The organism is Klebsiella sp. 2019SCSN059 (assembly GCF_021739525.1).
Taxonomy (GTDB): Bacteria; Pseudomonadota; Gammaproteobacteria; order Enterobacterales; family Enterobacteriaceae; genus Klebsiella; species Klebsiella quasipneumoniae.
Genome location: NZ_JAKKOM010000035.1, coordinates 1 through 18,125 on the forward strand (window position 1 = coordinate 1; position 18,125 = coordinate 18,125).

An 18,125-nucleotide genomic window follows, 5' to 3' on the forward strand; every position below is an offset into this window, starting at 1 on the left:
GCCGTAGCGCCGATGGTAGTGTGGGGTCTCCCCATGTGAGAGTAGGGAACTGCCAGGCATCAAATAAAGCAGAAAGCCCGGTCGAAAGACCGGGCTTTTTTGCGTTTGTGTCCTCCGGGAAGGGTGCCGGTACGCCTCCCCGGTGGCGCTGCGCTTACCGGGGCTACGGATCCTCGGCCACCTGCTGGCCGAGGGGACATCAATGCCGCAAAGTTACCGACGTCAATCGTAGTCTGCTTCAGCCTGCTGCTCATGTATCAAATTCAATAACGGATACGGTTGACCCAGATCGTCCGTTTCAGAGCGACCTGTCACTTTGAAACCCATTCTCCGATAAAACCCGACCGCTTGTTCATTCTGCTCATTTACGTTGGTCGTCAGTGTTGGCGTTAACGACAGCGCATGCGCGATCAGCAATCTCCCCACACCGCAGCCGCGGACATCCGGATCGACGAACAGCGCATCCATATGATCTCCGGTCAGCAGCATAAAGGCGATCGGCTGGTCCTCCGTGTTAACCGCCACCCACAGCGGAGCCTCCGGTATAAAGGCACGTACCAGCTCCTCCAGCTCTCTCCGATACGCTTTTGACAGAAAATCGTGCGTGGCGTCGACTGACCGACACCAGATCGCAATCAGTTTATCCCCTTCATCAGGCCGGGAACGGCGGATGCTAATAACCATATTTTCTCCTTTTCTTCATTCTTATATTCTAACTCAATGCGCGCCGTGAAATTTTCTCACCGTGAACATGCAGACTCGACATTCACCCGATTCTTGGTTATCTTCAGCTATCTGGATGTCTAAACGTTTATACGTATGCTATGAGGTAATAGAGTTATGCCAATTCGGGTGCAGGACGAGCTACCAGCCGTCAATTTCTTGCGCAATGAAAACGTCTTTGTGATGACGACAACGCGTGCAACAACTCAGGAAATCCGCCCCCTGAAGGTGTTAATCCTCAACCTGATGCCGAAGAAAATCGAGACGGAGAATCAGTTCCTGCGTCTGCTGTCGAACTCTCCGCTGCAGGTGGACATCCAGTTATTACGTATCGATGCGCGTGAGTCACGTAATACGCCGGCGGAGCATCTGAATAACTTTTACTGCAATTTCGATGAGATCTGCGATCAGAACTTCGACGGCCTGATCGTCACCGGCGCTCCCTTAGGCCTGGTTGAATTTAATGATGTCGCTTACTGGCCGCAGATCAAACAGGTACTGGAGTGGGCCAAGGATCACGTCACTTCGACGCTGTTCGTCTGTTGGGCAGTTCAGGCCGCGCTGAATATTCTGTACGGCATTCCCAAGCAGACCCGCGCCGAAAAGATTTCTGGCGTTTATGAACACCATATTCTTCATCCACACGCTTTACTGACCCGCGGTTTCGACGACTCTTTCCTGGCCCCACACTCACGCTATGCTGACTTTCCGGCAGGGCTTATCCGGGACTATACCGATCTCGAGATCCTCGCAGAGACGGAAGAGGGCGATGCGTATCTGTTCGCCAGTAAAGATAAGCGTATAGCCTTTGTCACCGGCCACCCCGAGTACGATGCCAATACCCTGGCAAGTGAATATTTCCGCGATGTGGAAGCCGGTTTGAACCCTGAGGTTCCCCACAACTATTTTCCGCAAAATGACCCGCAGAACAAACCGCGCGCCACCTGGCGGAGCCACGGTAATCTGCTGTTCGCTAACTGGCTGAACTATTACGTCTACCAGATTACACCATACGATCTGCGTCATATGAATCCAACGCTGGAGTAATACTCCGCACGAAACGATCCTAAAGCGTTTCAGCACTTTGCCTCTGGCACCTTCGGGTGCCTTTTTTATTTCCGAAATTCACCTCATGGCTGATGATAACTTTAATTTCATTGTTATCAATATGTTAATCTCATTTTAAAATTAAAATGGAAATTGTTTTTGATTTTGAAAATTAATTGAGTAGTCTTAATTGTGCTGAGCGAAAACTGCACAACGATCTTTCGCTCGCTTCCAGCGGATCAACCAAGAGGAGCAGCACAATGACGCAGCAGGCGACAATCACCGATGAACTGGCCTTTAGTCAGCCCTATGGCGAGCAGGAGAAGCAGATCTTGACGCCTGAGGCGGTAGAATTCCTGACGGAACTGGTGAGCCGCTTTACGCCGGCGCGCAATAAACTGCTGGCCGCGCGTCTGCAGCAGCAGCAGGCCATTGACGATGGGCAGCTGCCGGATTTTATTTCGGAAACTGCTTCCATTAGAAATGGCGACTGGACCATTCGCGGTATCCCGGCGGATTTGCAGGATCGCCGCGTTGAAATTACCGGCCCCGTCGAGCGCAAGATGGTCATTAACGCGCTGAATGCTAACGTAAAAGTCTTTATGGCGGACTTTGAGGATTCGCTGGCGCCGGACTGGCGTAAAGTCATTGATGGCCAAATCAACCTACGTGATGCCGTGAACGGGACCATCAGCTACACCAATGAGGCTGGCAAAATCTACCAACTGCAGCCCAATCCCGCTGTGCTGGTATGCCGTGTGCGCGGCCTGCACCTGCCGGAAAAGCATGTGACCTGGCGTAATGAGGCCATTCCCGGCAGTCTTTTCGATTTTGCGCTCTATTTCTTTCATAACTACCAGGCGCTGCTGGCGAAAGGAAGTGGTCCCTACTTCTATCTGCCAAAAACCCAGGCCTGGCAGGAGGCGGCATGGTGGAACGATGTCTTCAGCTTTACTGAAGATCGCTTTGACCTGCCGCGCGGCACCATCAAGGCCACGCTGCTGATTGAAACACTGCCGGCGGTGTTCCAGATGGATGAGATCCTGCATGCGCTGCGCGACCATATTGTCGGCCTGAACTGCGGCCGCTGGGACTATATCTTCAGCTATATCAAGACGCTGAAAAACCATCCTGACCGCGTACTGCCGGACCGCCAGGTGGTGACGATGGATAAACCCTTCCTCAGCGCCTACTCACGGCTGTTGATTAAGACCTGCCACAAACGCGGGGCGTTTGCGATGGGTGGAATGGCGGCCTTTATCCCGAGTAAAGAGGCCGAGCGTAACCGTCAGGTGCTGAATAAAGTCACCGCCGACAAAGAGCTGGAGGCGAACAACGGTCACGATGGCACCTGGATCGCCCATCCTGGGCTGGCGGATACCGCCATGGCGGTGTTTAACCGCGTGCTCGGCGACAAGCCGAATCAGCTCTCGGTGACCCGTAGCGAGGACGCGCCAATTACCGCCGAACAGCTGCTGGCCCCCTGCGAGGGCGAGCGCACGGAAGCCGGGATGCGCGCCAACATCCGCGTGGCGGTGCAGTACATCGAAGCCTGGATCTCCGGCAACGGCTGTGTACCGATTTATGGCCTGATGGAAGACGCCGCGACGGCCGAGATCTCGCGCACCTCTATCTGGCAGTGGATCCATCATCAGAAAACCCTGAACGACGGCACGCCGGTCACGAAAGCGCTGTTCCGCCAGTGGCTGGCGGAAGAGCTGATGGTGATTCAGGAGGAGCTGGGGGAGCACCGCTTCAGCCATGGCCGCTTTGACGATGCGGCGCGGCTGATGGAGCAGATCACCACCTCCGACGAACTGATTGATTTTCTGACATTACCGGGCTACCGCCTGCTGGCCTAATCGCCAGATGGTGTTGTTCGCCATTTAGTCCTTCACCAATGACGCCTGGGGAGCCAGGAAATAATATGGAGCATCTGCACATGAAAACCCGTACCCAACAAATCGAAGAATTAAACAAAGAGTGGACGAACCCGCGCTGGGAAGGGATTACCCGCCCGTACAGCGCGGAAGAGGTGGTGAAATTACGCGGCTCGGTGAACCCGGAATGCACGCTGGCGCAGCTTGGCGCAGCGAAAATGTGGCGTCTGCTGCACGGTGAGGCGAAGAAAGGGTACATCAACAGCCTTGGCGCGCTGACCGGCGGCCAGGCCTTGCAGCAGGCGAAGGCCGGCATCGAAGCCATTTATCTCTCCGGCTGGCAGGTGGCGGCGGATGCTAACCTGGCGTCCAGCATGTACCCGGATCAGTCGCTGTACCCGGCCAACTCGGTACCGGCGGTGGTGGATCGGATCAACAATACCTTCCGCCGCGCCGATCAGATCCAGTGGTCAGCCGGGATTGAGCCGAACGATCCGCGCTTTATCGACTACTTCCTGCCGATCGTGGCGGATGCGGAGGCCGGTTTCGGCGGCGTCCTGAACGCCTTTGAGCTGATGAAATCGATGATTGAAGCCGGTGCAGCGGCTGTTCACTTCGAAGATCAGCTGGCGTCGGTGAAGAAGTGCGGTCATATGGGCGGTAAAGTGCTGGTTCCAACCCAGGAGGCGATACAGAAACTGGTGGCGGCGCGTCTGGCGGCCGACGTGATGGGGGTCCCGACGCTGGTGATCGCCCGTACCGATGCTGACGCTGCCGATTTAATTACCTCAGACTGCGATCCGTACGATCGTGAGTTTATTACCGGAGATCGCACCAGCGAAGGGTTCTTCCGCACCCATGCCGGGATCGAGCAGGCGATCAGCCGCGGGCTGGCTTACGCGCCGTATGCGGACCTGGTGTGGTGTGAAACGTCGAAACCGGATCTCGAGCAGGCGCGTCGCTTTGCCGAAGCCATTCATGCGCGTTTCCCGGGCAAACTGCTGGCCTATAACTGCTCGCCGTCGTTTAACTGGAAGAAAAATCTCGATGATAAAACCATCGCCAGCTTCCAGCAGCAGCTGTCGGACATGGGGTACAAATACCAGTTTATTACTCTCGCCGGGATCCACAGCATGTGGTTCAACATGTTCGACCTCGCCCATGCCTACGCTCAGGGTGAGGGGATGCGCCACTATGTTGAAAAAGTGCAGCAGCCGGAATTCGCCGCCGGGCCGGAAGGCTATACCTTCGTCTCGCATCAGCAGGAGGTGGGCACCGGCTACTTCGACAAGGTCACTACCATTATCCAGGGCGGCGCCTCGTCGGTGACGGCGCTGACCGGCTCGACCGAAGAAGATCAGTTTTGAGCCATGCCCGGTGGCACGACGCTCACCGGGCCTGTGAAGGGATCCAGACCGGATAAGCGAGCGCGCCATCCGGCCTGACGTGGTACCGGATGGGGGAGTTCGATGACGCGTGGTCTGGAATTACTGATTGCCCAAACGATATTGCAGGGATTTGACGCTCAGTATGGGCGTTTTCTCGAAGTGACTTCCGGCGCGCAGCAGCGCTTTGAACAGGCCGACTGGCATGCGGTGCAGCAGGCGATGAAACAGCGGATCCACCTCTATGACCACCATGTGGGTCTGGTGGTGGAGCAGCTGCGCTGCATCACGGAGGGAAAAAGCACGGATGCCGACTTTTTGCTGCGGGTGAAAGCCCACTACACCCGTTTGCTGCCGGATTACCCTCGTTTTGAAATTGCCGAGAGCTTTTTCAATTCGGTCTACTGCCGCCTGTTTGACCACCGCTCGCTGACCCCCGAGCGGCTCTTTATTTTCAGCTCGCAGCCCGAGCGTCCTTTTCGCACCCTTCCGCGCCCGCTGGCGAAAGATTTCTATCCAGAGCGCGGCTGGTCGCACCTGCTGGGTAAAGTGCTGTCCGATCTGCCGCTGCGGCTGCCGTGGCAAAATAAAGCGCGGGATATCGGCTATATCATTGCCAGTCTGCAGGAGGCGCTGGGGGAGGAACCGCTCGCCACCTGTCATCTACAGGTCGCCAATGAGCTGTTCTATCGCAACAAAGCCGCCTGGCTGGTGGGCAAACTGGTGATGCCGATGACCACGCTGCCCTTCTTGCTGCCGATCCATCGCAGCGACGAGGGCGAGCTGTTTGTCGATACCTGCCTGACCACCCATGCCGAAGCGAGCATCGTTTTTGGCTTCGCGCGTTCCTATTTTATGGTTTATGCGCCCCTGCCCGGCGCTCTGGTGGAATGGCTGCGCGAGATCCTGCCGGGTAAAACCACGGCCGAGCTGTATATGGCGATTGGCTGCCAGAAGCACGCCAAAACCGAAAGCTATCGCGAATATCTGCACTACATCGCTCGCTGCGATGAGCAGTTTATCGAGGCGCCGGGCATTCGCGGGATGGTGATGCTGGTGTTTACCCTGCCGGGGTTTGACCGGGTGTTCAAGGTGATCAAAGATCTCTTCGCGCCGCAGAAGGAGATGACCGCCGCCCACGTGCGCGCCTGCTATCAGCTGGTAAAGGAGCATGACCGCGTCGGGCGGATGGCGGACACGCAGGAGTTTGAAAACTTCGTGCTGGAGAAACGACAAATCGCGCCAGCGCTGCTGGCGCTGCTGCAGGCGGAAGCGGGGAACAAACTGACCGACCTCGGCGACCGGATTGTCATCAGTCATCTGTATATTGAACGGCGAATGGTGCCGCTCAACCTGTGGCTGGAGCAGGTTAACGGCCAGGCGCTGCGCGATGCGGTAGAAGAGTATGGGAATGCTATCCGCCAGCTGGCCGCCGCCAACATCTTTCCCGGCGATATGCTGTTTAAAAACTTCGGCGTCACCCGCCACGGCCGGGTGGTGTTCTACGACTATGATGAAATCTGCTATATGACGGAGGTGAATTTCCGCCAGATCCCGCCGCCGCGCTATCCCGAGGATGAGCTGGCCAGCGAGCCGTGGTACAGCGTCTCGCCGGGGGATGTGTTTCCGGAGGAGTTCCGCCACTGGCTGTGCGCCGACCCGCGCATTGGGCCGCTGTTTGAGGAGATGCATGCCGACCTGCTGCGTGCCGACTACTGGCGCGAACTGCAGACGCGGATTAAAAACGGTCATGTGGAAGATGTCTATGCTTACCGGCGTAAGCAGCGTTTTAGCGTGCGCTATGGCGCCGACAGTAGGCCGGATAAGGCGTTTACGCCGCCATCCGGCAAGGTGCGCCGATCTGCCTGATGGCGCTACGCTTATCAGGCTTACTTAAAATGCCCCTGCGGGGCATTTTTTTATTTAACCCCGCCGTATGCCAGCGTCACTTCCTTCGCCGCTTTGATCACCAGCGCGCCCAGCTCGGTCACCCGATCATCGGTCATGCGTGAGATGGGACCGGAGATGGAGATTGCCGCGAACGGTTCGCGGTGTTCATCATAAATGCAGGCGGCGACGCAGCGCAGGCCGAGCGCGTGCTCCTCGTCATCGAACGAGTAGCCCCGCTTGCGGGTCTGCGCTAAATCTTCCTTCAGATGCAGCGGCGAGACCAGCGTGGCATGCGTATAGGCATGCAGCCCTTTACGGTGCAGCAGACTGGTCACCTGCTCTTCGCTCAGCTGCGAGAGGAACGCCTTCCCGGCGCCGGAGGCGTGCATCGGCAGTTTTCCGCCGATTGGCGCCGACATACGCATCAGCTGGGTGCACTGCACCTGGTCGATAATGATCGCCTGGTGGTCGCTCTGGTCAAGCACCGCCAGATTCACCGTTTCACCGGAATCTTCCATCAGCTGGCGCAGGATCGGGTGGACAATCGCCAGCAGATTGCGGCTTTGCAGAAAGCTGCTGCCGACCACGAAGGCATGCGCGCCGACGGCCCAGTGGCCCAGCTCGCCGACCTGGCGAACGAAACCCAGCTGCTGCATGGTGGTCAGCAGGCGGTGAGTGGTTGAGTTGGGCAGACCCGCCTGCTGCGCCAGCTCGGTCAGCGCGACGCTGCTGTGGGACTCGGCAATCCATTCGAGCAATTTCAGGCCGCGGGTCAGCGACTGAACCTGACCGCCAGCCTGCTGGGCGGTGGCAGCCGCGGGTTTTCTGCCGCGTTTCGCGGGAACGGGGGTAGTGGCCATCGCGGACTCCTTTTTCTGTATCGTGGAAATGATTTTCGTTTTATTTGGCGATAATGCAATCACAACCGGACTCATCGGAGGAGTGAAGCTGAACATGTCTCATATTGCCCGTTGTTGTCTTTTCCGCTCCGGTGGTTTATGCCAGTATGGTTTGTTGGCTATTTGGCCTGTGTTGAGCGTTGTCGGGAGCAAGTGTGAGCAGCAAAGTTGAGCAACTGCATCAGCAGTTAAAAGAACGTATTCTGGTTCTGGATGGGGGCATGGGCACCATGATCCAGGGCTACCGTCTGAGTGAGCAAGACTTTCGCGGTGAGCGCTTTGCTGACTGGCCGTGCGACCTGAAAGGCAACAACGACCTGCTGGTGCTCAGCAAGCCCGAGGTGATCCGCGAGATCCACGACGCCTACTTCGAGGCCGGCGCGGATATCATTGAGACCAACACCTTTAACTCGACGACCATTGCGATGGCGGATTACCAGATGGAATCCCTGTCGGCAGAGATCAACTTTGCGGCGGCGAAGCTGGCCCGCGCCAGCGCCGATGCCTGGACGGCCCGCACGCCGGAAAAACCGCGCTACGTCGCGGGCGTGCTTGGCCCAACCAACCGCACCGCCTCTATTTCGCCTGATGTGAACGATCCGGCGTTCCGCAATATTACCTTTGACCAGTTGGTGGCTGCCTATCGCGAATCCACCCGAGCGCTGGTGGAAGGCGGCGTGGATCTGATCCTGATTGAAACGGTATTTGACACCCTGAACGCCAAAGCGGCCATCTATGCGGTGAAAGAGGAGCTGGAGGCGCTGGGCGTTGACCTGCCGCTGATGATCTCCGGGACCATTACCGATGCCTCCGGCCGCACGCTGTCCGGGCAGACCACCGAAGCTTTCTATAACTCGCTGCGTCACGCCGAAGCCTTATCGTTTGGTCTGAACTGCGCCCTCGGGCCGGACGAACTGCGCCAGTACGTCCAGGAGCTGTCGCGTATCGCTGAATGCTACGTTACCGCGCACCCGAACGCTGGCCTGCCCAATGCCTTCGGCGAATACGATCTGGATGCCGATACCATGGCGGCGCAGATCCGCGAATGGGCGGAAGCCGGTTTCCTCAATATCGTCGGCGGCTGCTGCGGCACCACGCCGGAACATATCGCCGCCATGAGCCGCGCGGTGGCCGGCCTGCCGCCGCGCCAGCTGCCGGAGATCCCCGTCGCCTGCCGTCTTTCCGGCCTGGAGCCGCTGAATATCGGCGATGACAGCCTGTTCGTTAACGTCGGCGAACGTACCAACGTTACCGGCTCGGCGAAATTTAAACGCTTAATCAAAGAAGAGAAGTACAGCGAAGCGCTGGACGTGGCGCGTCAGCAGGTGGAAAGCGGCGCGCAGATCATCGATATCAACATGGACGAGGGGATGCTCGACGCCGAAGCGGCGATGACGCGCTTCCTCAACCTGATTGCCGGCGAGCCGGACATTGCCCGCGTGCCGATCATGATCGACTCCTCCAAATGGGAGGTCATCGAAAAGGGCCTGAAATGCATTCAGGGAAAAGGCATCGTTAACTCCATCTCGATGAAAGAGGGCGTCGAACCCTTTATCCACCATGCGAAACTGGTTCGCCGCTACGGCGCCGCGGTGGTGGTGATGGCCTTTGACGAAGTGGGCCAGGCCGATACCCGCGAACGTAAAATTGAGATTTGCCGTCGCGCCTACAAAATCCTCACCGAAGAGGTCGGCTTCCCGCCAGAAGATATTATCTTTGACCCGAATATCTTCGCGGTGGCGACCGGTATCGAAGAACACAATAACTATGCCCAGGACTTTATCGGCGCCTGCGAAGACATCAAACGCGAGCTGCCGCACGCGCTGATCTCCGGCGGCGTCTCCAACGTCTCCTTCTCTTTCCGCGGCAATGACCCGGTACGTGAGGCGATCCACGCGGTATTCCTCTACTACGCAATCCGTAACGGCATGGATATGGGCATCGTCAACGCCGGCCAGCTGGCGATTTACGACGACCTTCCCGCCGAGTTGCGTGACGCGGTTGAAGATGTGATCCTCAACCGCCGCGATGACAGCACCGAAAGATTGCTCGAGCTGGCGGAAAAATATCGCGGCAGTAAAGTTGACGACGGCGCCAATGCCCAGCAGGCGGAATGGCGCAGCTGGGAGGTGAAAAAACGCCTCGAATATTCGCTGGTGAAGGGCATTACCGAATTTATTGAACAGGACACCGAAGAAGCGCGTCAGCAGGCCGCTCGCCCGATTGAGGTGATCGAAGGGCCGCTGATGGACGGCATGAACGTGGTCGGCGATCTGTTCGGCGAAGGCAAAATGTTCCTGCCGCAGGTGGTGAAATCCGCCCGCGTCATGAAACAGGCGGTGGCCTACCTGGAGCCGTTTATTGAAGCCAGTAAAGAGCAGGGCTCCAGTAACGGCAAAATGGTGATTGCCACGGTAAAAGGCGACGTTCATGACATCGGCAAAAACATCGTCGGCGTGGTGCTGCAGTGCAATAACTACGAAATAATCGATCTTGGCGTGATGGTCCCGGCGGATAAAATTCTCAAAACCGCCAAAGAGGTGAACGCGGATCTCATCGGCCTTTCCGGGTTGATTACCCCGTCGCTCGACGAAATGGTTAACGTGGCGAAAGAGATGGAGCGCCAGGGCTTTACCATCCCGCTGCTGATCGGCGGCGCGACCACCTCTAAAGCGCATACGGCGGTGAAAATCGAGCAGAACTACAGCGGCCCGACCGTTTACGTACAGAACGCTTCGCGCACCGTCGGGGTGGTGGCTGCGCTGCTCTCGGACACGCAGCGCGATGAGTTTGTCGCCCGTACGCGCAAAGAGTATGAAACCGTGCGTATCCAGCATGGGCGTAAAAAACCGCGCACCCCGCCGGTGACCCTGGCCGCCGCACGGGAAAACGATCTGGCCTTTGACTGGGAGAGCTACACTCCGCCGGTGGCCCATCGCCTGGGGATTCAGGAGGTGGAAGCCAGTATCGAGACGCTACGCAACTACATCGACTGGACGCCGTTCTTTATGACCTGGTCGCTGGCGGGCAAATATCCGCGCATTCTGGAAGATGACGTGGTAGGGGAAGAGGCGCAGCGCCTGTTCAAAGACGCTAACGAGCTGCTGGATAAGCTGAGCGCAGAGAAAACCCTCAACCCGCGCGGCGTGGTGGGCCTGTTCCCGGCCAACCGCGTGGGCGACGATATTGAAATCTATCGCGATGAAACCCGCACCCACGTGCTGACGGTGAGCCATCACCTGCGCCAGCAGACGGAGAAGGTCGGCTTCGCCAACTACTGCCTCGCCGACTTTGTGGCGCCGAAGCTGAGCGGCAAAGCGGACTACATCGGCGCCTTCGCCGTCACCGGCGGCCTGGAAGAGGACGCGCTGGCGGAAGCCTATGAAGCGCAGCATGATGACTATAACAAGATCATGATCAAGGCCATCGCCGATCGTCTGGCGGAAGCCTTCGCCGAGTATCTGCACGAGAAAGTGCGTAAGGTCTACTGGGGGTATGCGGCCAATGAGAACCTCAGCAATGAGGAGCTTATTCGCGAGAATTACCAGGGGATCCGTCCGGCGCCGGGGTATCCGGCCTGTCCGGAGCACACCGAAAAAGGCACCATCTGGCAGCTGCTGGACGTCGAAGCCCATACCGGCATGAAGCTCACCGAATCGTTCGCCATGTGGCCGGGGGCATCGGTTTCCGGCTGGTACTTCAGCCATCCTGACAGCAAATACTTCGCCGTGGCGCAGATCCAGCGCGACCAGGTTGAAGACTACGCGCTGCGTAAAGGGATGACCCCGGCGGAAGTCGAGCGCTGGTTAGCCCCTAATCTGGGCTATGATGCGGACTAGTCGTCATCTTTCCTTACAACAAACAAGGCGCTCTGTGAGCGCCTTGTCTCTTTATTGAGGTTAACCCCTTATACTGAGATAGGTTCCAGAACGTTGGAACACCTATAACGATAAGGAGAAGCTGATTCCGTGTTAACTCTGCTACACCTGTTGTCCGCGGTCGCTCTGCTGGTGTGGGGCACGCATATCGTGCGTACCGGGGTGATGCGCGTCTATGGCGCTCGCCTGCGTACCGTTCTCAGTAGCAGCGTAGAGAAAAAGCCGCTCGCCTTCTGCGCGGGTCTTGGCGTGACTGCGCTGGTGCAAAGCAGCAATGCCACCACCATGCTGGTGACCTCGTTTGTCGCCCAGGATTTAGTGGGCCTCACGCCGGCGCTGGTGATGGTGCTGGGGGCCGACGTCGGGACGGCGCTGATGGCGAGGGTGCTGACCTTCGACCTGTCGTGGCTGTCGCCGTTGTTGATATTTATCGGGGTGATTTTCTTCCTCGGCCGCAAGCAGACCCGCGCCGGGCAGCTGGGGCGAGTGGGGATTGGCCTTGGGCTGATCCTGTTGGCCCTGGAGCTGATTGTGCAGGCCGTCCACCCCATTACCCAGGCCAACGGCGTGCAGGTGATTTTTGCCTCGCTGACCGGGGATATTATGCTGGATGCCTTGATTGGCGCCGTATTCGCGATCATCAGCTACTCCAGCCTGGCGGCGGTGCTGCTGACGGCGACGCTGACCGCGGCAGGAGCGATCTCTTTCCCGGTGGCGCTGTGCCTGGTGATTGGCGCCAACCTGGGATCGGGGCTGTTGGCGATGCTCAACAACAGCGCGGCGAACGCGGCGGCGCGCCGGGTGGCGCTGGGCAGCCTGTTGTTTAAGCTGGTGGGGAGCCTGATCATTCTGCCGTTCGTCCATCCGCTGGCCGCCGCGATGCACAAGCTGCCGTTGGCCGAGTCCGAGCTGGTTATCTACTTCCACGTTTTTTACAACCTGCTGCGCTGCATCGCGATGGTGCCTTTTACCGGACCGATGGCGAAGCTGTGCCAGCGCATGATCCGCGATGAACCCGAGCTGGATAACCATCTCAAACCCAAGCATCTCGACCCGTCGGCGCTGGACACCCCGGCGCTGGCGCTGGCCAATGCCGCGCGCGAGACGCTGCGCATTGGTGACGCGATGGAGCAAATGCTGGAGAGCCTGCATAAGGTGATGCATGGCGAACCGCGTCAGGAGAAAGAGCTACGCCGCATGGCGGACGATATCAACGTACTCTACACCGCCATTAAGCTCTATCTGGCGCGAATGCCAAAGGATGAGCTGGCGGAAGAGGAGTCCCGGCGCTGGGCGGAAATTATTGAGATGTCGTTAAACCTCGAGCAGGCCTCCGATATCGTCGAGCGGATGGGCAGCGAGATCGCTGATAAATCGCTGGCGGCGCGGCGCGCCTTCTCGGTGGAAGGGTTAAAGGAGCTGGACGCCCTGTACGATCTGTTGCTCAGCAACCTGCAGCTGGCGATGTCGGTCTTCTTCTCCAGCGATGTGCCCAGCGCCCGTCGCCTGCGGCGCAGTAAACACCGGTTCCGCATTCTTAACCGCCGCTACTCGCATGCGCACGTTGACCGTCTGCATCAGCAGAACGTGCAGAGTATCGAAACCAGTACGTTGCACCTGGCGCTGCTGGGAGATATGAAGCGTCTGAACAGCCTGTTCTGCTCGGTGGCTTACAGCGTGATGGAGCAGCCGGATGAAGACGACGAACGGGATGACTACTGAGACCTTCCCCGGCGGCGCTGCGCTAACCGGGGTTATGCGTTTGGACGTTCCGTTGAGGCAGCCCGGATAAGGCGCAACGCGCCGCTATCCGGGAAACGTTAGCCATACCAGCTCAGAAGCAGTGGCCTGCAGGCAGGGTTACCGCTGCTTCCCCCGCTTTGAACAACAGCGTTGGGTTCGGGCCGCCGAGGGTCGCGTGCCCATCGGTGACCTGGATCCAGTTTCCTTCCGGTAAACCAATCACCGTTAATTCCGGCGCCACGACCAGCAGTTCGCGGATACGCTGTTCGCGGGTTTCGCCCTGATGCCCGGTCGGCAAGGCGTTGGTGAAGTGTGGGTTAATCTGGAGCGGGAACAGCCCCAGCGCATCAAATCCCTGGGGATCGACAATCGGCATATCGTTGGTGGTGCGAATGGTCGGGCAGGCGAGGTTTGAACCTGCGCTCCAGCCGATATACAACGCCCCGCGTTTGACGACATCGACAATCGGCGCCAGCAGCCCGCGGCTGCGGCACTCTTTCAACAGCTGGAAGGTGTTCCCGCCGCCGACGATCACCATCTCAGCGCTTTCAATGGCGGCGATAGGATCGGCGACGCGGTGGATACCGGTTACGCTGACCGCCATCGGCGCCATAACCGCAGCCACTTTGGCCGTGTAATCATCCCAGGTTTGCGTCACGCCAGCGAAAGGGATGAATACCGCCGTCCGGCGGCCTTTGACCTGACCGGCAATCAGCGGCAGGGCGTGTTCCAGCCAGGCTTTCCCCGGCAGCGTGGAGTTACTGAGTAGCAGCAGTTCCATCTTTTCTTCCTGTTTTAAACCTATTATTGAAGCAGAAATTCTAGCATCGCCCTGATACCGGCGCGCTGATATGGCGCATGATGTGGGTAAGCGGAATGCTGTTCATGAGCCCGACGAAGCCGTTGAATAATGAATAACGCAATCCAGGTTTTTTCTCGCCCGCAAGGTAGGGTATATTTCGCTTTTACAGGAGAATCTATGCTGCCCGACTCATCAACCCGATTAAACAAATACATCAGTGAAAGCGGCATCTGCTCGCGTCGCGAAGCGGACCGCTTTATTGAACAAGGCAACGTCTTTATCAATGGCAAGCGCGCCACGATTGGCGATCAGGTGAAGCCTGGCGACCTGGTCAAAGTTAACGGACGGTTGATTGAGCCGCGCGAAGCGGATGATCTGGTGCTGATTGCGCTGAATAAGCCGGTCGGCATTGTGAGCACCACGGAAGACGGCGAGCGCGACAACATTGTCGATTTCGTCAACCACAGCAAGCGTATCTTCCCTATCGGCCGTCTGGATAAAGACTCCCAGGGGCTGATCTTCCTCACCAATCACGGCGACCTGGTGAATAAGATCCTGCGCGCCGGCAACGACCATGAAAAAGAGTATCTGGTTACGGTCGATAAGCCGGTGACCGATGAGTTCATTCGCGGCATGGGCGCGGGGGTACCGATTCTCGGGACCGTGACCAAAAAATGTAAGGTAAAGAAAGAAGCGCCGTTCGTTTTCCGCATCACTCTGGTGCAGGGGCTGAATCGCCAGATCCGTCGCATGTGCGAGCACTTTGGCTATGAAGTGACGAAGCTTGAGCGTACGCGGATTATGAACGTCAGCCTGACGGGGATCCCGCTGGGTGAGTGGCGCGATCTGACCGATGACGAGCTGATCGATCTGTTCAAGCTGATTGAAAACTCTTCTTCCGAAGCGAAGCCGAAAGCTAAGCCGAAGGCCAAAGCGGCGACCCCCGGCATCAAGCGCCCGGTGGTGAAGATGGAAAATAGCAACGATAAGGGCCGCCCGACTGGCAACGGCAAACGTTTCACCCAGCCGGGACGTAAAAAGAAAGGGCGTTAACGCCTGCCGCGGGTCGGCGTATTCGCCGACCAGGAAAAGGTCGCTTCCTTATCCGTCTTATAAGCCTGCTGTTTTTTCACCTGGCGGGCTTTCTTCGCTTCCGCTTCACGCTGGGCCATCAGCTTATCGATATATTCTTTTTTCACGCTGTTCGTTTCCGCATTGCTCAGCGGGCGGCCGTGCGCAATGCGCGCGCGGTCAAGCAGCGTTTTCAATTCGCGCTGTTCGCGCTCGGTCATCTCTTTTTGTGTAATACGGGGGAGTGCCATGGTGGTGCCCTCAGTCAGACCAGAGCACCCAGTGTACGGCAATGAATATTTTACTGATAGCCTGTATGGCAACTAAAGCAGGCATACGTCCGGGCCGGCGCCCGGACGTGTCACGCTCAGCGCTTGCTGGTTTTTTTGGCGATGGGCTTCCCTGACCAGTACCCGGCCAGCAGCGAACCGGACAGGTTATGCCAGACGGAGAACAGGGCTCCCGGCAGCGCCGCCAGTGGGCCGAAGTAAATTTTACCCAGCGCGGCCGCCAGGCCGGAGTTCTGCATCCCCACCTCGATCGCCAGCGTACGGCAGGTGGATTCATCAAAACCAAACAGACGTCCGCCCCAGTAGCCGCCGAGCAGGCCAATGGTGTTATGCAGGATCACTGCGATAATCACCACCAGGCCGACGGACGCGATATGGGCCGCGGAACCCGCCACCACCGCGCTGATGATCGCCAAAATGCACACCATCGAGAAAGCGGGCAGGAACGGCTCCACCGCTTTCACCACCTTCGGCAGCAGATGATGGACAATCAGCCCCAGGGCGATGGGAATGACCACAATCTGCAGAATGCTCAGCAACATCCCCATGACGTCGACCTGAATGTGCGCGTCGACGTACAGACGGGTCAGCAGCGGCGTCGCGATGACGCCGACCAGGGTGGAGACCGAGGAGATGGTCACCGACAGGGCCACATCCCCTTTGGCCAGAAAGATCATCACGTTGGAGGCCGTCCCGCTGGCGACGCTGCCCACCAGCACCATCCCGGCGGAGAGCTCCGGCGGCATATGAAACAGCAGCGCCAGCAGCCAGGCGGCGAGCGGCATCACCAGATAGTGCAGAAATATCCCTGCGGCGACCGGCGCCGGACGCGACAGGACGCGTTTGAAATCCGCCAGCTTCAGATGTACCCCCATACCGAACATAATCAGCATCAGCAGGGTGGTAACCCACGGGCCGATCGGGGTGAAGGTGGTGGGTGTGTAATAGGCCAGAACGGAGAGCAGCAGTGCCCATAACGGGAACAGCCGCGTCAGAGTTGCGAGCATGTTGTGTTCCTTGCGATACGCAAACCGGCCGCGCCGTCCCGGTAGGGCGGCGAGCAGGTCAGCTGGTTGTGTTGATGTTGTTATAAAAAAGCCGGGTTCGAGCCCGGCTATAGGTATTGTTTATCGTGCTAAGGAATTTTATTCAAACAAATTATGATGCAACGTCTGCACCACCTTCTCCGCATCGGCGCCAGGCACCAGGAAGCAGAGATTGTGGCTGGACGCGCCATAGCAGATCATGCGGATGTTAAACGGATCAAGGACGCCAAACACCTCTTTGCCGACGCCGCAGGCTTTCGACAGCTCGTTGCCGATCAGGGCAACCAGCGCCAGGTCTTCTTCCACTTCCACGCGGCACAGCGAGGAGAGCTCGGTCAGCAGCGCCTGGGTCAGCAGGGTATCGCCCGCAGAGGTTGAGCCAGTGGTGTCCATGGTCAGGGCCACGCTCACTTCGGAGGTGGTGATCAAATCGACGGAGATGTTATGGCGCGCCAGAATACCGAACACTTCGGCGAGGAAGCCGCGGGAGTGCAGCATATTCAGGCTGTGCAGCGTCAGCAGCGTCTGGCGGCGACGCAGCGCCAGCGCGCGGAACAGCGGCGGGTTCTCGGTGGTTTTACACACCAGCGTACCGCCCGCTTTAGGTTCTTTACTGGAGCCGACAAATACCGGGATATCGCTGCGCACGGCAGGCAGCAGGGTCGCCGGATGCAGCACTTTGGCGCCAAAGGTGGCCATTTCCGCCGCCTCTTCAAAGGCGATGACGTCGATGCGTTTCGCCGCAGGCGCGACGCGCGGGTCGGTCGTATAGATCCCGGGCACATCGGTCCAGATATCGACGCGGGTGGCATTCAGCGCTTCGCCGAGCAGAGCGGCGGTATAGTCGCTGCCGCCGCGGCCGAGGGTGGTGGTGCGGCCTTTCGCTTCGCTGCCGATAAAGCCCTGCGTCACCACCAGGCCTTCCGCCAGACGCGGCGTCAGCTGCTGCTGAGTCAGTTCGGCGACGGCGGCGATATCCGGTTCGGCGCGACCAAAGCGATCGTTAGTGCGCAGCACTTTACGGGCGTCAAACCACTGCGCCTGAATTCCGCGCTCACGCAGAATCTCTACAAACAGCAGGGTGGACATCAGTTCGCCATGGCTGACCAGTTCGTCAGTCAGCGCGCTAGAGGAGGCGAGCGCGGCGGCTTCCGCCAGCGTGGTGATATTTTCCAGCAGGCGCTCAATCTCTTCGCGGATCACGTTGGGATAGCGCAAACGCTCCAGAATATTGAACTGGATCTGGCGCAGAGCGTCCAGCTGGGCAAAACGTTCGGTGGGTTCCAGCCCTTCCGCTAAGGCCACCAGAATGTTGGTCACGCCGGCAGAGGCGGAGAGCACAACAATACGGGTATTGGCATCGAGCAGCGCCACATCAATGCTGCGGTTCATCGCGTCAAAATCAGCAACGCTGGTGCCGCCAAATTTGGCGACGACTAAATCTGTCATAACAACCTCGTGTCAGGGGGCC

13 protein-coding genes are annotated in these 18,125 nt (G+C 58.3%); 7 read left to right on the forward strand and 6 right to left on the reverse strand.

The annotated features are described in order from the left end of the window. Window positions 1-222: 222 nt before the first annotated feature. Window positions 223-684 (reverse strand): acetyltransferase, encoded by a 462-nt coding sequence (locus tag L2I46_RS24390; protein ID WP_032454547.1) that lies wholly within the window; start codon window positions 682-684, stop codon window positions 223-225. Between the two features lie 156 nt (window positions 685-840). On the opposite strand from L2I46_RS24390, the gene metA reads away from it, so the two are divergent. From metA to aceK, 4 genes are all read left to right on the forward strand, one after another. Next, window positions 841-1,770, forward strand: coding sequence for a homoserine O-acetyltransferase MetA (gene metA / locus L2I46_RS24395; protein ID WP_004206830.1), 930 nt, complete (start codon window positions 841-843; stop codon window positions 1,768-1,770). Between the two features lie 260 nt (window positions 1,771-2,030). Then, window positions 2,031-3,632 carry a malate synthase A gene (gene aceB, locus L2I46_RS24400; RefSeq protein WP_023291609.1) on the forward strand — a complete coding sequence of 534 codons (1,602 nt, stop codon included), beginning with the start codon at window positions 2,031-2,033 and terminating at the stop codon, window positions 3,630-3,632. A gap of 80 nt (window positions 3,633-3,712) precedes the next feature. Beyond that, on the forward strand, window positions 3,713-5,017 hold the full coding sequence (gene aceA, locus L2I46_RS24405) for an isocitrate lyase (RefSeq protein WP_004206828.1): 1,305 nt from the start codon (window positions 3,713-3,715) through the stop codon (window positions 5,015-5,017). Window positions 5,018-5,119: 102 nt separating this feature from the next. Next, entirely contained in the window at window positions 5,120-6,904 is a 1,785-nt protein-coding gene (gene aceK, locus L2I46_RS24410) for a bifunctional isocitrate dehydrogenase kinase/phosphatase (RefSeq protein ID WP_236948284.1), read from the forward strand. 50 nt (window positions 6,905-6,954) lie between these two features. On the opposite strand, the gene iclR is transcribed toward aceK, so the two are convergent. Then, window positions 6,955-7,785: a glyoxylate bypass operon transcriptional repressor IclR gene (gene iclR / locus L2I46_RS24415; RefSeq protein ID WP_004206826.1), complete on the reverse strand. Its 831-nt coding sequence runs from the start codon at window positions 7,783-7,785 to the stop codon at window positions 6,955-6,957. A 194-nt stretch (window positions 7,786-7,979) separates the two neighbouring features. On the opposite strand from iclR, the gene metH reads away from it, so the two are divergent. Beyond that, a complete protein-coding gene (gene metH, locus L2I46_RS24420; protein WP_101862364.1) occupies window positions 7,980-11,663 on the forward strand; it encodes a methionine synthase in 3,684 nt (1,227 codons plus the stop codon). Window positions 11,664-11,792: 129 nt separating this feature from the next. After that, complete coding sequence (locus tag L2I46_RS24425; protein WP_023291612.1) at window positions 11,793-13,424, forward strand: Na/Pi cotransporter family protein; 1,632 nt, start codon at window positions 11,793-11,795, stop codon at window positions 13,422-13,424. Window positions 13,425-13,536: 112 nt separating this feature from the next. On the opposite strand, the gene pepE is transcribed toward L2I46_RS24425, so the two are convergent. Beyond that, window positions 13,537-14,226, reverse strand: coding sequence for a dipeptidase PepE (gene pepE, locus L2I46_RS24430; RefSeq protein ID WP_072421175.1), 690 nt, complete (start codon window positions 14,224-14,226; stop codon window positions 13,537-13,539). A 198-nt stretch (window positions 14,227-14,424) separates the two neighbouring features. Here pepE and rluF point away from each other — a divergent pair, with 198 nt between their 5' ends. After that, window positions 14,425-15,300: a 23S rRNA pseudouridine(2604) synthase RluF gene (gene rluF / locus L2I46_RS24435; protein ID WP_044525123.1), complete on the forward strand. Its 876-nt coding sequence runs from the start codon at window positions 14,425-14,427 to the stop codon at window positions 15,298-15,300. On the opposite strand, the gene L2I46_RS24440 is transcribed toward rluF, so the two are convergent. From L2I46_RS24440 to lysC, 3 genes are all read right to left on the reverse strand, one after another. Next, complete coding sequence (locus tag L2I46_RS24440; RefSeq protein WP_004177859.1) at window positions 15,297-15,569, reverse strand: DUF3811 domain-containing protein; 273 nt, start codon at window positions 15,567-15,569, stop codon at window positions 15,297-15,299. The two genes, rluF and L2I46_RS24440, sit on opposite strands and share 4 nt — an antisense overlap. A 116-nt stretch (window positions 15,570-15,685) precedes the next feature. After that, window positions 15,686-16,615: a ketopantoate/pantoate/pantothenate transporter PanS gene (panS, locus tag L2I46_RS24445; RefSeq protein ID WP_023291615.1), complete on the reverse strand. Its 930-nt coding sequence runs from the start codon at window positions 16,613-16,615 to the stop codon at window positions 15,686-15,688. Window positions 16,616-16,753: 138 nt separating this feature from the next. Continuing rightward, complete coding sequence (lysC, locus tag L2I46_RS24450; protein ID WP_032454552.1) at window positions 16,754-18,103, reverse strand: lysine-sensitive aspartokinase 3; 1,350 nt, start codon at window positions 18,101-18,103, stop codon at window positions 16,754-16,756. Window positions 18,104-18,125: the final 22 nt, after the last annotated feature.